This window comes from Streptosporangium sp. NPDC048886, from assembly GCF_055586905.1.
Map to the genome: position 1 here is coordinate 20355 of NZ_JBVJHH010000002.1, position 14320 is coordinate 34674.

Annotated in this window: 11 protein-coding genes; 3 read left to right on the plus strand and 8 right to left on the minus strand. The window is 72.3% G+C overall.

Annotated features, from left to right (window positions below; all coding sequences use genetic code 11):
* Nucleotides 1-267 precede the first annotated feature (267 nt).
* From ACZ6R6_RS02430 to ACZ6R6_RS02440, 3 genes are read right to left on the minus strand one after another with little or no spacing between them, the layout of a single operon-like run.
* Nucleotides 268-1083 (minus strand): ABC transporter permease, encoded by an 816-nt coding sequence (locus tag ACZ6R6_RS02430; RefSeq protein WP_470089544.1) that lies wholly within the window; start codon nt 1081-1083, stop codon nt 268-270.
* Nucleotides 1080-2003, minus strand: a complete 924-nt coding sequence (locus ACZ6R6_RS02435; RefSeq protein ID WP_470089546.1) for an ABC transporter permease — start codon at nt 2001-2003, stop codon at nt 1080-1082. The genes ACZ6R6_RS02430 and ACZ6R6_RS02435 overlap by 4 nt, the downstream gene beginning before the upstream one ends.
* On the minus strand, nt 2000-3571 hold the full coding sequence (locus ACZ6R6_RS02440; protein WP_470089547.1) for an ABC transporter substrate-binding protein: 1572 nt from the start codon (nt 3569-3571) through the stop codon (nt 2000-2002). Before ACZ6R6_RS02440 ends, ACZ6R6_RS02435 begins: the two co-directional genes overlap by 4 nt.
* A 497-nt stretch (nt 3572-4068) precedes the next feature.
* On the opposite strand from ACZ6R6_RS02440, the gene ACZ6R6_RS02445 reads away from it, so the two are divergent.
* From ACZ6R6_RS02445 to ACZ6R6_RS02455, 3 genes are all read left to right on the plus strand, one after another.
* Nucleotides 4069-4761: an HAD family hydrolase gene (locus tag ACZ6R6_RS02445; protein ID WP_470089549.1), complete on the plus strand. Its 693-nt coding sequence runs from the start codon at nt 4069-4071 to the stop codon at nt 4759-4761.
* Between the two features lie 18 nt (nt 4762-4779).
* A complete protein-coding gene (locus tag ACZ6R6_RS02450) occupies nt 4780-5259 on the plus strand; it encodes an NUDIX domain-containing protein (protein ID WP_470089550.1) in 480 nt (159 codons plus the stop codon).
* Nucleotides 5260-5487: 228 nt separating this feature from the next.
* Nucleotides 5488-6531, plus strand: coding sequence for a tetratricopeptide repeat protein (locus ACZ6R6_RS02455; RefSeq protein ID WP_470089551.1), 1044 nt, complete (start codon nt 5488-5490; stop codon nt 6529-6531).
* Nucleotides 6532-6906: 375 nt separating this feature from the next.
* Here the strand turns inward: ACZ6R6_RS02455 and ACZ6R6_RS02460 are convergent, their stop codons facing one another.
* The 5 genes from ACZ6R6_RS02460 to ACZ6R6_RS02480 form a co-directional block, all read right to left on the minus strand.
* The gene (locus ACZ6R6_RS02460) at nt 6907-7332 is read right to left on the minus strand and encodes an organic hydroperoxide resistance protein (RefSeq protein WP_470089553.1); all 426 of its coding nucleotides are present in this window, start codon (nt 7330-7332) and stop codon (nt 6907-6909) included.
* Between the two features lie 119 nt (nt 7333-7451).
* The gene (locus ACZ6R6_RS02465; protein ID WP_470089554.1) at nt 7452-9095 is read right to left on the minus strand and encodes an ABC-F family ATP-binding cassette domain-containing protein; all 1644 of its coding nucleotides are present in this window, start codon (nt 9093-9095) and stop codon (nt 7452-7454) included.
* Nucleotides 9088-10713 carry an ABC-F family ATP-binding cassette domain-containing protein gene (locus tag ACZ6R6_RS02470; protein ID WP_470089555.1) on the minus strand — a complete coding sequence of 542 codons (1626 nt, stop codon included), beginning with the start codon at nt 10711-10713 and terminating at the stop codon, nt 9088-9090. The genes ACZ6R6_RS02465 and ACZ6R6_RS02470 overlap by 8 nt, the downstream gene beginning before the upstream one ends.
* A gap of 215 nt (nt 10714-10928) precedes the next feature.
* Complete coding sequence (locus tag ACZ6R6_RS02475) at nt 10929-11486, minus strand: CGNR zinc finger domain-containing protein (RefSeq protein ID WP_470089557.1); 558 nt, start codon at nt 11484-11486, stop codon at nt 10929-10931.
* 110 nt (nt 11487-11596) lie between these two features.
* Nucleotides 11597-14179: a BTAD domain-containing putative transcriptional regulator gene (locus tag ACZ6R6_RS02480; RefSeq protein ID WP_470089558.1), complete on the minus strand. Its 2583-nt coding sequence runs from the start codon at nt 14177-14179 to the stop codon at nt 11597-11599.
* Nucleotides 14180-14320 lie beyond the last annotated feature (141 nt).

Consider the following 14320-nt stretch of genomic DNA (forward strand, 5'->3'; position numbering starts at 1 on the left):
GAAACTTTTCTTTGACAGTCATGAGGCGTGCTCAATTTCCTCACCTGACCCGCCGAGTCACCCGCCATTCCCCTCCGCAGCCGTGACGCCGGCCCCCGAAACCGGACAGGGACCCCTGTAACCGCAGATCACAGCAGTCACCCATCCCAACCGGCATCATCGGGGTGTAAGACGCGCCGGGGAGGGTAAGGGAGCCAGTCATGATCAAAGTCAAGGATAGCGGCAGACCGGAAAAGAGGTGGGGCTTTTCCCCTCATCCGGTGCGACTCATCCGGTGGGACGGGCCTCGCGGAGCGCGTCGGCCATGAGCGTGACACCCAGACTGGTCAGGGCCAGAGCGAGCGCCGGCGCGGCCGCGAGCCGCGGAGTGACCACGAGCAGGGCCGTCGCCTCGCTGACCATCCCGCCCCAGTCGACCTCCGGCGGCGGCAGGCCGATGCCGAGGAAGCTCAACGAGGTCGCCGCGACCAGACTCTTGCCCATGTCACCGGTGGCGACGGTGAGGGCGGGCCCGACCGCGTGCGGGAGGATGGTGCGGCGCAGCAGGTAGAAGGGCGACGCGCCCATCGCCCGGGCCGCCAGCACGTGGCCGGAGGCCGCCGCCCGCACGACCGCGGCCCGGACGACGAGGGCGCAGCTCACCCACCCCAGCGGCACGAGGGCGACGAGGACGGCGGTGAAGCCGGGCGGCAGCACCCCGGTCAGGGCCAGCGCGAGCGTGAGGCCGGGCAGCGCGAGCGCCACGGCCGCCGCCGACCGCAGCAGCCGGTCGAGCCGGCCGCCCGCCAGGCCCGCCACGGCGCCGGCGACCGTGCCGGCCGCGGTGGTGACGGCGGTGACGGCGGTGGCCAGCAGCAGCGAGGTACGGCCCGCCGCGGCCGTCCTGGTGAGCAGGTCGCGCCCGAGCTGGTCGGTCCCGAGCCAGTGCTCCCCGCCGGCCGGGAGCAGGGCCCGCGCCAGGTCCGGCCGGTAGGGGTCGTGGGGCGACAGCACCGGCGCCGCCAGGCAGAACAGGACGACCGCGCCGAACAGCAGCGCGCCGGCGACGCCCCCGGCGGGCGGCCGCGGGCGGTGACCCGTCACCGTCGCGTCCGGGGGTCGGCCAGCGACGCGCCCAGCTCGGCCAGGGCCAGGACCAGCACGGTCCCGAGCGCGACGAGCAGCACGTACGCCTGCACGGTCGGGATGTCCCGCTGCCGGATCGCCGACACGGCGAGCTGGCCCACGCCGGGCCAGGCGAACAGGTTCTCGACGACCACCGCGCCGGCCAGCAGCTCGGTGAGCACGATCCCGGCCGCGGTGATCGCGCCGGGCGCGGCCGCGCGCAGCGCGTGCACCACGACGGTGCGGCGCGCGGTCAGGCCCTTGGCCACGGCGAGCTTGACGAAGGGCAGCCGCGTCACGGCCGCCAGGTCGGCCCGGAGCAGCCGGAGCAGCGTGGCCGTACCGGCCAGGCCGAGGGTGACGGCCGGCAGGATCACCGCCTCCGGGGAGCCGTCTCCACCGGTCGGCAGGGCCCGCGCGCCGACGGCGACCACGCCGATCAGCAGGATGCCGACGACGTACGGCGGGACGGCCGCGACCGTCACCGCCACGGCCCGCGCGATCCGGCTGTCGAGGGCGCGTGGCCGGAGGGCGGCGCGGACCGACACGAGCACGGCCGGCCCGACCGCGATGAGCGAGGCCACCCCGGCCAGCCACAGCGTCGCCGGGACCCGTGACAGGATCTCGGCGGCCACCGGCGCGCGGTCGACGTGGGAGCGCCCGAAGTCGCCTCGCAGCACGCCGAGCAGCCAGTGGAGGTACTGGGAGAACAGCGGCCGGTCGAGGCCGAGCTCGCCCCGCAGCACGGCCACGCTCTCCGCCGTGGGCTGGACGCCGCCGCGGCGGAGGATCTCCTCCGCCGGGTCTCCGGGCGCCAGGGATGTCAGGAGGAAGGTCAGCGCCGACAGCACCAGCAGGATGAGGAGCGTCCGCGCCACGTGCCGCAGGGCGGCGGTCACCGCGACGGCGCCAGTCCGGCGAGATCCACCAGGTAGGCCGGACTCTGCGTGAGACCCTTCACCGCGGTGCTCGTCACCACCGGGTTGTCCTGGTAGGCGAGCGGGATCATCGGCCGGTCGGCGGCCAGCAGCCGCTGGACCCGGTGGTAGAGCTCACGGCGCTCGTCCGCGCCGGCGGCGGCCGCGGCCCGGTCGATCAGCCGGTCGAACTCCTCGCTGCGGTAGCCGAGGTTGCGCTCGCGGTTCCAGGCCGCGTCGGAGCGCAGGAAGCGGCGGAACAGGTAGTCGGGGTCGCCGTTGGGCACACTGTAGGCGCTCAGGAAGATGTCGTAGTCTCCGGCCTCCATGACCGCCTTCGTCGCCTCGGCCACGTTCACCCGGGCGGGCAGGCCCACCGCCTGGAGGTCGGCCCGCAGCACCTCGGCGATGTCGGCGTAGGGGAACTGGCCGGTCTCCGACGAGGAGATCAGGATGGAGACCGGCCCGGCCGGGCGGCCCGCCGCGGCGACGAGCGCGCGTGCCCGGGCGGGGTCGTGGACCGGGCGGAGGCCGGGATCGGACAGGGCTCCGAAGATCGGCGACAGGAACGGCGCGCCGGGTGTCGCCGTACCCGCCAGCAGCGTGCCGGCGATGGCCTGCCGGTCGATCGCCAGATCCACCGCCTCGCGCAGTCCCGGGTCCGCGAACGGTCCCCGGGAGGCGTTGAAGGTCAGGTAGTGGGTGAGCACGGAGGGGGTGCGGGTGACCCGGAACCTGCCGTCGGCGGCGACCGCGGCGACCTGTCCGGGGAGCAGGGCGCCCTTGTCCATCAGCCCGGCGACCTCACCGGCCCGCAGCGCCGCCACCCGCGCGTTGGCGTCCGGGACCGTCTTCACCACGACCCTGTCGAAGGCCGGCCTGCCGCCCCAGTAGCCCGGGTTGGCGGCCAGCTCCGCCTGCCGCCCCTTCGACCAGGAGACCAGCGTGTAGGGTCCCGTGCCCACCGGGCCACCGGTGAACTCCCCGCCGGCCCCGAACGCCGCCGGCGCCTGGATCATGCTGTAGAAGTCGGCCAGCCTGGCGGGCAGGTCCGCGACCGGCTCGGCCAGGGTGAACACGACCTTCCCACCCTCGGCCCGCACGCCGGTGAGCTTGCCGTAGGCCGCCTCCATCCCCGCGTCGAGGCTGAAGAAGGCCGACGGCCTGGGCGCGATGCGCCGGAACCGCTCGACGTTGGCGACCACCGCCTCGGCGGTCAGCGGTGTCCCGTCGCTGAACCTCACACCGGTGCGCAGGGTGAACGTCCATCTCCGGCCTCCGCCGGAACGCTCCCACCCGGTCGCCAGCGCGGGCGCCGGCCGCATCCCGTCGTCCAGGGTCACCAGGGGCTCCCACACCCCCAGCGTCCGATGGGTGAAGTACGGATCCTCCGGACCGGCCACGAGGTCGCGCGGGGCGGCCAGGACGAGCGCCCCCGCCGCCCGCCCGCTGTCCCCCTGGCCGCCGCAGGCCGCCAGGGCGGCGAGCAGGGCCGTCCCCAGCGCGGCCACGGCCCCGGCCCCCGGCCGGGCACCTCCGCGTGTCCTCATCGAGAAAAGACCCAACCCGCGACGGCTCCTGTTCACGCGATCATCCTTTGCGGTACGGCAGAGCGGCTCCGCGCGTTCCCGAGCCGCCCGGGGACGGCCCCCGGCGTGACACCAGAGAAACGATAACCATTTTTATGCGATTGGCGCCTTTCGATCTGTCACGAGATCGCATCACAGTCTGGATACGGCCGCCAGCCCCGGATGCGGGCCACCCCGATCACGTGAGGGTCGTCCGGCGGGCGCTCCGACGGGCGCAGCGGGCGTTCCGGACGGGGGCCGGAGGACGGCGGCCGGAGGCGGACGTCCGGGGCGGGCACCTCGGGCGGCGGCCCGCGCCCCGGCACGAAACCCGATATGAGGCGCGTAGCACTGCTTGATACTCTTCGCGGGCCGGCGGGGAATCGGGAACGGTGCGGACCTGACGGCTCCCGCCGGGGCCGGGCCGCAACAACGGCGCGTCACGGAGGCCGTCGACAACACACTCCGGAGGTGCCGCCATGAGACTCAGCGGGCAGGTGCTCGTCTTCGACGCCGACGACACGCTGTGGGAGAACAACATCCTGTTCGAGCGCGTCATCGACGACTTCCTCCACTGGCTGGAGCACCCGACGCTCGACAGGGCCGAGATCCGCGCCATCCTCGACGACATCGAGGCGGCGAACGCGGTCGTGCACGGATACGGCAGCAAGATGTTCCTGCGCAGCCTCGGCGAGTGCCTGGAGCGGCTGCGCGAGCGGCCGGCGACCGGGGCGGAGCTCCGCCACATCGACGAGCTGGCGACGGCTCTCGTCGAAGGACGTGTGGAGCTGGTCCCCGGCGTCTCCGAGACGCTCGCCGACCTCGGCGACCGGCACGACCTGCTCCTGCTCACCAAGGGCGACACGGACGAGCAGCAGCGCAAGCTGGAGGTCTCCGGGCTCGCGCACCACTTCGGCGGCATCCACATCGTGGCCGAGAAGAACGTCGACACCTACCGGTGGCTCGCCCGGGAGCACAGCCTGACGCCCGCGACGACCTGGATGATCGGCAACTCCCCGAAGTCCGACATCCTCCCCGCCCGGCAGGCGGGCATGAACGCGGTCTTCATCCCGAACGACAACACCTGGGTGCTCGAGCACAGCGAGCTCGACCCCGCCGACACAGGTGTGCTGCGGCTCCGGAAGTTCTCCGAGCTGCCCGACCACTTCTGAGAGCGAAGGATCCCTCGCATGAGCACCACCTCGCCGTCGGACGGCCCCTCCCGGCAGTCCGGGTCCACCACCGGGGGAGCACGCAGGACGCCCTCCGTCTCCTGCGTGTTCATCTGCCACGACGGCCACGGCCGGGTGCTGCTGGCCCGGCGTGGCAGCGGCGCCCGGGACGAGCCCGGCACCTGGGACTGCGGGGCCGGGGCGCTGGAGTACGGCGAGACGTTCGAGGCGGCCGTCGCACGAGAGGTCCGCGAGGAATACTCGGCCGACGCGCTGAAGATCGAGACGATCGGAGTCCGCAACGTCCTCCGGGAGGAGCCGGCCTCCCACTGGGTCGCGGTCGTCTTCGCGGTCGAGGTGGATCCCGCCGGAGTCGCCATCGGCGAGCCTCACAAGTTCGACGAGCTGGGCTGGTTCGCGCCGGACGCGCCGCCGTACCCGCTGCACTCACAGCTCGCCGAGAGCCTCAGGCTGTTCCACGCCTGGCAGCGGGCGTAGGCGGAGAAGGGCCGGCCGCCTCCGGGGCCCCGCCCGTCACGGCGAGCAGGTCCCCACGGAGCGGCCTCCCTGCCCCTGCCCTTGCTGTGGAGATGACCGGTAACAGGTAGGCCACATGTATATATGCCGGTCTTTTGGGGCGGCACGCTGGGAAGCGTGCCGACTCCCGCTGATCCGCAGCCGCTCCCGGTCGACTCCTCGTCAGGCTCCTTGCTCGCGTCTCGTGTCGTGGCCATCACCATCGCGGTCGTCTTGATTCTGTTGACCGGTGCGGAGCTGGCCGGGTTCATCGCTGATCCGTCTGCGGCCGCGCCCGGGGCCCTGGATGTACCGGACAGGAGCGTCAGCGTGGCCGACGTGGTGATCGGCCTGGCAGTTCTGGCGATCAGCGCCGCCGTCCTGCTGCGGATAGGCGCACGGGTGCGGAGAGCCGAGCATCCGGACGCGCTGCTCACCCAGGCCGGGTCCGCCTCCCAGACGGGAGAGGCGGGGGACGCGGCCACCGCCCGCGACCAGCTCACCGCCCTGCTGCCGGCGCTTGAACGGGCCCTGGGCGCCGAGCATCCGGACACACTGGCCGTCCGGCACTCCCTCGCCTATTGGACAAGGGAGGCTGGGGACGCGGCTGCGGCGTGTGACCAACTGGCCGCCCTGCTGCCGGTGCATGAGCGGGTCCTGGGTGCCGAGCATCCGCACACACTGATCACCCGAGCCGAGCTCGCCTACTCAACGGGACAGGCCGGGGACGCGGCCGCCGCCCGCGACCAACTGGCCGCCCTGCTGCCGGCGCATGAGCGGACGCTGGGTGCTGAGCACCTGGACACGCTGGCCCTGCGCGACAGCCTCGCCCGCATGACAGGGAAGGCCGGGAACGCGGCTGGGGGACGTGACCAGTACGCCGCCCTGCTGCCGACGCTTGAGCGAGTGGCAGGAGCCGAGCACCCGCTCACCCTGACCGTCTGGGGCAACCTCGCCTACTGGACAAGGGAGGCCGGGGACGCGGCCGCCGCCCGCGACCGACTGGCCGCCCTGCTGCCGATACGCGAGCGGGTCCTGGGCACCGGACACCCGCACGCGTTGAATACCCGAGCCGAGCTCGCCCACTCAACGGGACAGGCCGGGGACGCGGCCGCCGCCCGCGACCGACTGGCCGCACTGCTGCCGATACGCGAGCGGGTCCTGGGCACCGGACACCCGCACGCGTTGAATACCCGGCACCAGCTCGCCCGATGGGCGGAGGCGGCCGGACAAGGCTCCGAAGACGGCGGATGACGCACCTGCGTGCCGTCGAGTAACGCGACCGCTTTCGAGAGCCCGGCTGGACGAGCATCTCACCAGCGCCGACAGCGGGGACCGGCCTGATGTCGGCCGCTCAGAACACCTGGGCCAGGCAGCCCAGGGCGACGGCCACCACGATCGTGGCGACCGCCAGCGCTCTCACGGATCTGGGAATGCGCATCATGATGCCCCTCCACGTTTCACAGGCAGTAGCGCACGAGCCATCCGTCCGCGTCGTAGGCCCGCTGCGCGGGGTCCGGCGCGGTGGCTGCACGCTCTTCGACCATGTCCTCGAGCCGGACCCGCTCGGGCAGCCGGCCGAAGCGGGCACGCCGTGCAGTCTCGGCGGCGTCGTGCGCCGGCCGCACCTCAGACGGCTTTCGCGTTGATGGTGACCGGGATGTTGCCGCGGATCGCCTTGGAGTAGGGGCAGATCTGGTGGGCCGCGGCGCCGAGCTCGTCGGCCGTCCGCTGGTCCACGCCACCGAGTTCCAGGTTGAGCACGGCGCTGAGGCCGAACTCGCCGTCGTCGCCGTGGTGCAGGGTCACCTCCGCCGTGATGGCCGTGCTCTTCAGCGTGACCTTGCGCTGCGCCGCCGCCCTCCTGACCGCGCCGAGGAAGCAGGAGCCCCAGCCCGCGGCGAACAACTGCTCGGGATTGGTGGCCCCGCCTGCCCCGCCGAGCTGCTGCGGGATGGCGAGCGTGGTGTCGAGGAGGCCGTCGTCGGCTTGGATCCGGCCTCCGTTGCGCCCCTCTCCTGTGACGGTGACGACCCCGGTGTAGCTGACAGCCATGGCTTTTCCCTTCTGGGCTGGTGGAGCAGGGCCGGGAACGCATCGAGCGTCACCGGTTCAACTGGTGACGATATTGACACCCCGATGCGTCACTCGTCAAGGCGGTGACGCGCGAGGGTTCATGGCAGCCGGATGTGGTGACCCCGCCAGCGGGCGCGCAACCACCGATCATGGCTGGCGACCACGATCGCGCCGGGCCCATCGGCGCCCAGGGCCTCTTCCAGCTCGTCGGCGAGGCGGGGCGAAAGGTGGTTGGTGGGCTCGTCGAGCAGAAGCACTCCGGGCGGGTCGGCCACCAGCAGCGCCAGCGCGAGCCGGCGGCGCTGACCGACGGACAGCTCCCTCACTCGCAGGTCCACATCGCGGGAGCCGATCAGGCCGAGCGAGCGCAATGGCACGGACTCGGCGCGCTCCGGACCGAGCGCCCGCTCGTACGTCTCCCGCACTGTCCGGTCCGGCCGCTCGAAGACGGTGTCCTGGGCCAGCAGCGCGACGGTCAGGCCGGGCCGCCGCCGGACCACGCCCTCCGCCTCCAGCAGCCCGGCCAGCACGGCCAGGAGCGTCGACTTGCCCGCTCCGTTGGACCCGGTGACCAGCAGCCGCTCCCCGAGCGGCAGGTCGAGCCGGTCGATCGAGAGCCGTCCCGGTACCCGCACGTCCCGCAGTGACAGCAAGGCGTCGTCGTGGGGATCGCCGGATTCGGCGGCGTCCGTGGCGTGGGCGGCCTCCGCGGCGTCGGCGACCAGGGGACGAGGGCTGAAGCGGAGCGGGGGCGGTGGGGCGGGGACCTGCTCGCGTTCCAGCTGGGCGAGCCGGCGGGCGGCGTTGCGCACCCGCCGCGCGATCTGCTGCTGCACCCGGCCCCCGGCGTGCCCGTACCCCATCTTCTCGTTGTCGCGCTTCAGCCGGTCGTGCGTCACCTGCCGCGCCGTCACGGCGACGGCCGCGCGCAGCTCGCCGAGCTCCGCCTGCTCATCCGCGTGCCGCCGCTCCCAGCGTTCTCGCTCCGCGCGCTTGTCGGCCAGGTATGCGGCGTACCTGCCCCCGTACCGGACGGGCCCGTCCACCGTCGGGTCGAGATCGATCAGGTCGGTGCAGACCGAGTCCAGGAACGCCCGGTCGTGGCTGGCCACGACCACGACGCCGGTCATGCCACGCAGCTGCTCCTCCACGAACACCGCGGCGTCGTCGTCCAGGTGGTTGGTGGGCTCGTCGAGCAGCAGCGCCGCGGGCCGCCTGATGAGCAGCGCCGCCAGGGCCAGCCGCCCGCGCTGCCCTCCCGACAGCGACGCGAGCGCACGGGAGTGCGGCACACCGTCGAGGCCGAACCGGTCGAGGACGATCCCGGCGCGCCGGTCGGCGTCCCAGGACTCGCGCTCCTGAGTCTGCTCCAGCCGCACCCCGTACTCGCCGAGCAGAGCGGCGTCGTCCGGAGCGGCGGTGAGCGCGCGGGCGAGCCGATCCAGCTCGGCCAGGTCCGCGCGCGCCTCGCGCAGGGCGTCGTCGAGCACGTCAGCGATTGTGGCCCGGCTGTCGAAGGGCATCTCCTGGTGCAGGAAGCCGAGGTCGGCGGGGCGTACGACGGTGCCGGAGTCTGGCCGGTCCACCCCGGCCAGCAGCCGTAGGAGCGTGGACTTGCCGGCGCCGTTCTCGCCGATCAGGCCGACCCTGTCCCCGGGCGCGGCGGTGAGCGAGACGCCGTCGAGCACGCGCCGCGCGCCCAGCGTCCGTACGAGATCGCGGGCGAGCAGCGCGTCACTCACCGGCGGGCCCTCCGGTCTCCAGGAGACGCCCGCCGGACAGCTCCAGCCAGCGCTCCACCTTGATCTCCGCGAGGAACCGCTCGTCGTGGCTGACCACCACGAACGCCCCCTCGTACGCGCCGAGCGCGCTCTCCAGCTGGCCGACGCTGACCAGGTCGAGGTTGTTCGTGGGCTCGTCCAGCAGCAGGAGCTGCGGCGCGGGCTCCGCGCACAACACGCAGGCCAGCGTGGCCCGCAGCCGTTCGCCGCCCGACAGCACCCCGACAGGCAGATGCGCACGCGCGCCGCGGAACAGGAAACGGGCCAGCAGGTTCATCCGCTCCGACTCCGCCATGCCGGGGGCGGACGCGGCCAGGTTCTGCGCCACCGTACGCTCCACGTCGAGCAGATCCAGCCGCTGTGACAGGTAGGCCACCCGGCCGTCGGCCCGCCTGGCCGTGCCGCCGTCCGGCTCCAGCTCCCCGCTGATCAGACGCAGCAGGGTGGACTTGCCCACACCGTTGGGGCCGGTCAGCGCGATGCGCTCGGGTCCGCGGATCACCAGGTCGACGCCGGGCCCGGCGAACAGGCCGCGGATCTGGAGGCTTTCACCGAGGAAGACCGTGCGACCCGCGGGCACGTTCGTCCCCGGCAGCTCCAGCGTGATCCTCTGGTCGTCACGCAGCGCCCGCCCCGCCTCGTCGAGCCGGGCCTTGGCATCGCTGACGCGGGCGGCGTGCATCTGGCCCGACCGCCCGGCCGACTCCTGGGCGCCACGCTTCATGTTCCCCGCGAAGATGCGCGGCAGGCCGGCGTTCTTGAGGTTGCGGGCGGCGTTGCTGGCCCGGCGCTCGGCCCGCTCCCTGGCCTGCTGCATCTCCCGCTTCTCGCGCTTGAGCTCCTGCTCGGCGCTGCGCACGCCGCGCTCGGCGGCCTCCCGCTCCGTGCGCACGGCCTCCTCGTAGGCGGTGAAGTCGCCGCCGTAGAAGCGGACCCCGCCCCGGTCCAGCTCGGCGATGCGGTCCATGCGGTCGAGCAGGGCCCGGTCGTGACTGACCACGAGCAGGCAGCCGTTCCAGTCGCCGAGCACGTCGTAGAGCCTGCGGCGCGCGTCGAGGTCGAGGTTGTTGGTGGGCTCGTCGAGCAGCAGGACGTCGGGGCGCTTGAGCAGCTGCGCGGCCAGGCCGAGCGAGACGATCTGGCCGCCGCTCAGAGTGCGCAGCGTACGCGCGAACTCCAGGTCGCCGAGCCCGAGCCGGTCGAGCTGGGCTCGGGTGCGCTCCTCGATGTCCCAGTCGTTGCCGATCGTGGTGAAGTGCTCCTCGCTCGCGTCCCCTGACTCGATGGCGTCCAGCGCGGCGATCACAGGGGCGATGTCCAGGACCTCTGCCACGGTCAGGTCGCCGGTGAGCGGCAGACTCTGCGGCAGGTAGCCCAGCGAGCCGCTGACGGACACGCCGCCGCCGCCGGGCCGCAACTCGCCGGCGACCAGCTTGAGCAGCGTGCTCTTGCCAGCGCCGTTCGGGGCGACGAGGCCCGTACGGCCGCCGCCCACGGTGAAGGACAGGTCGCTGAAGACAGGGGTGTCGTCAGGCCAGGAGAAGGACAGGCCAGAACAGATGATGAAAGCATCAGACATGCGACAGACCTCGGTGCAGAACCCGGGCGCGCGAACGGGGCCCGGCAGGGGAACAGGACTGGGGGAACGACGACGAGGGCCCACATCGGCGGCGGTCATACACGCCTGCCGGGGCCGGTCAACCTCCGGTGTTACCCGGAGATGTCGACGTCACCTGCCACGTCTGGTCTCCTAACATCTGAACACAAGGTCTATCACCATAGCAGCCATCGGGGTCAGGTCGCGCCGGCCATCTGCGTCTCCTTCTTGCGGGCCCGGTAAGCGGCCGCCTTGATCTTGTTGCCGCACGACTCCATGCCGCACCACTCCCGGCGCCCGCCACGCGACCGATCAATGAAGATCTTCGTGCACTCGGGGTTGGCGCACTCCTTCATCAGCGGCACCTCCGGCCCGCTGAGCAGCTCGACGGCATGCCGGGCCACCGTGGACAGCGCCTGAGCCGGGGTCGCCTCCACCCACCGCCCTTCGGCCGTGAGCTGGAGGGCCGCCGGTGGCCTGCGTGCTGTCTCGTTCACCAGCGCGAGCGCCTCGCCGTCGTATCCGTCACCGGCGAGCCGGGCGGTGACCAGCGCGTAGATGGCCTCCCGCACCGCCACCGCCTGGACCAGATCCGCTTCCCGGCAGGGAGAGAGGACGTCGACGATGCCGGACTCCACGTACCACGCGTCGAGCCGGTCCGGGGCATCGAGCGTCTCGAAGCGCGCGGTGCGCCGCGCGCGGAGCGTGCAGGCGAGGTCGAGCGCGGGATTGCCGCACAGAAACACATGTTTCACATCACCAGTTTGACAGGTGACTTCCAGCCGTGCAATTGCCATCACCACTTAAACAGGTGATGACAGAGAGGACACGGAGGTGGTGCTCGCGGCCGGCGAACTGGTTCTCCTCAGCCGTCCACGCCGGACACGTCCTGGCGGAGGAACAGGTTCAGGTGCCGTTCCGCCCACAGCTCCTCGTCCAGGTGGTGGTCCCGCCATTCCTCCGGCGGGTCGGCCAGCCAGTCGTGGCCGAATATCGCGTACGGATGGTCCGCCCGGACGCGCTCCAGCTCGTACTGATCCAGGTACTCCATCAACGGCCGCCACCACTGCCGGTCCTCGACGACCAGGTACGAGGCCGCCAGACCTGGTTCGTGCAGCCAGCTGCGCATCATCCGCGCCTGGAGCACGTCTGTGACGGGAGACGGCTCAGCCTCGTGGGCCGGGTAGATCAGATGCCGCGCGATCCCGATGTGCGCCCTTGGGGGCACCACCGTCATCTGGCGCACGTCGTGCCAGATGTCCCTCATGACAGGGTCGGCCTCCAGTTCTTCCCGTTCCGGCGTCCGCAGGGTCAGCCAGCTCAGGAAAGCACGCAGACGGTTGCTCTTGCGGCACCGGAGCACGGAGAAGGCCCCTGGTTGACGGTCCAGCCAGAACCGGACGGACGCGGCCGTGGACTCGCCGTGGGTCTCGCCCGCCATGGTGAGGAGTTCGTCGTGGTCGGCGCGGGTCGCCCCGGACGATCGCAGATCCTCCTCACCCACCCGGGACACGTACCGGCGCACGACCCCGCCGCGCCGGCGCAGATGGCTGATCGTCCGCATGACCGCCACGCACGCGTGGGGGTCTCGGGCGTCGCGCAGGAGCCGGCCCATGACGTAGTGGCGGATCCGCCGGTGCATCCGCTCATAGCCGGCGGGGTCCCGCCACCGCAGGTCGTCGTCGAGGGCCTCGCGCAGCACACCGTTGATCTCCAGGCCGTGGACGGCGGTTTCGACATACGGTTGCGCTCGGAGCCAGTCGAACAGCTCCGCCGCCCGGCCGCCCGGAACCACCGCCCCGAGAAGGTCCTCGGTGGTGTGGCGGGCGTGCGCGCACACGTACAGCGCCCACCGGCACGTCTCCGTCGGCACGCTGCCGGCCAGGAGCGCGAGCACGTTGTCGACCACGTACCGCACGGCGTCACGCCGCGACGGCTTTCCCGTGGCCGACATGCTCCTGCCGACCTCGGCGGCGAGCGACAGAGCGAAGGGGTTGCCGGCGGCGAAGTCCACGATGGACCTCCGGAGGCCGGGGTCGACGCCGCGGGCTTCTACCAGCGCGGCAGACTCGGTGGCGGTGAGGGCTTCGAGGTGCCGGATCACGATCGTCCCGGACCAGGCCGGGTCGGTGAGCCAGGCGGCGCTCGGCCCGCTCCGGCCCGCCACCACGGTGATCGCGTTACCGGGCAACTGCCGGAGGTATTCGCCGCGCAGCCATGGTTCGAGGTCTCCCAGCTCTTCGAAGGAGTCGATGAGGAGAACCGCGCCGGAGACGCCGGAGAGCTCCTCGGCGGATCGTTCGAGGTGTTCGCGCGCTTGCGTGGTCGCCGGACCGTGGAGGTGCCACACACGCCGGCCCGCGGCAGCGGCGTCCTCGGCGAACTTCCGCAGCAGCGTCGACTTACCGATACCGGCGGGTCCGCGGACGAAGAGAAGAACCGGACGTTCCCCATGGCTCTTCTTCAGCAGATCCTGGAAGGCGGCGCGTTCCGTGCCCCTCCCGACGAACTGCCGATCGGGCCGCTCCGGCTCCGTGCTCGCCGGCTCCGTGCTCGCCGGCTCCGTGCTCGCCGGCTCGGGCGAGGCCGGCTTCTCCGCCGGCTTCTCCGCCGGCTGCTCCGGGGAGTGTGCGGCGGGCGTCTCGGCCCGTGGGGCGGGGGCGGACTCGTCATGGTCCGCGTCGGCCCGGAGGATCCTGTCGTGGATCTCCCGCAGCCGCGGTCCCGGGCTGACGCCCAGTTCCTTGCCCAGCAGGTCGTAGACCATCCGGTAGATCTCGAGCGCCTCCGCCCGCCTGCCGCTGCGGTACAGGCCGAGGAGGTAGATCTCGTACAACGGCTCTTCGAGCCGGTTCTGCTCGATGAGCAGCGGGACCTCGGCCACCACTTCGGCGTGCTCCCCCAGCTCCAGGCGGAGCTGTAGCAACTCCCGGGTGGCGATCAGCTTCAGCCGTTCCAGCCGGAACCGCTCACGTTCGGCTGCCTCGCCCGGGACCCCGGCCAGCGCCGTGCCCCTCCAGAGGTCGAGCGCCTCCTCCAGGCACTTCGCGGCCGCCGGGATGTTCCCGCTCGCGCGCTCCTGCCGGGCGGTTCCGAGCAGACCGGCGAACTCGGTGGCGTCCAGCGCGAACAGCGACGGGTCCAGCATGTAGCCCCCGGACTGGGAGCTGATCGCCGACCCCAGTCCGTGCTCGGACAGCAGCCGCCGGATGCGGGAGATGTAGGTCCGGATGACGGCTTCGCCCGTGCCCGGTGCCCGCGCCCCCCACAGACCGTCGACCAGCTCACCGATCCGCACGGAGCTGCCGCTGTTGGCCAGCAACAACATCAGGACGGCCTGTTGCTGCGGTGCGCCGAGATCCAGCCGCATGTCACCGCGGTCGAGACCGGGCGGTCCCAGAACGGTGAACCTGCACCGAGCCGAGACCACGTTCGGCTGTCCGATCACTGTTTGGACGCTTTCCTTTGCGAGACTGCACGGCTGCGAGACCGCACGGCGGCCGGCCGTCGCACGGGTCCGCGGTAGTACGCCCCAGAAGGTAGGTTCGCCCGGATCGTCTCCGCGAGCGTCACGTGACGCTGTGCGTGT

Excerpts from the sequence above, each read along its gene's own strand:
- ACZ6R6_RS02445 (WP_470089549.1), top strand. The coding sequence starts at position 4,069 with ATGAGACTCAGCGGGCAGGTGCTCGTCTTCGACGCCGACGACACGCTG.
- ACZ6R6_RS02460 (WP_470089553.1), bottom strand. The coding sequence starts at position 7,332 with ATGGCTGTCAGCTACACCGGGGTCGTCACCGTCACAGGAGAGGGGCGC.
- ACZ6R6_RS02440 (WP_470089547.1), bottom strand. The coding sequence starts at position 3,571 with ATGAGGACACGCGGAGGTGCCCGGCCGGGGGCCGGGGCCGTGGCCGCG.
- ACZ6R6_RS02470 (WP_470089555.1), bottom strand. The coding sequence starts at position 10,713 with ATGTCTGATGCTTTCATCATCTGTTCTGGCCTGTCCTTCTCCTGGCCT.
- ACZ6R6_RS02450 (WP_470089550.1), top strand. The coding sequence starts at position 4,780 with ATGAGCACCACCTCGCCGTCGGACGGCCCCTCCCGGCAGTCCGGGTCC.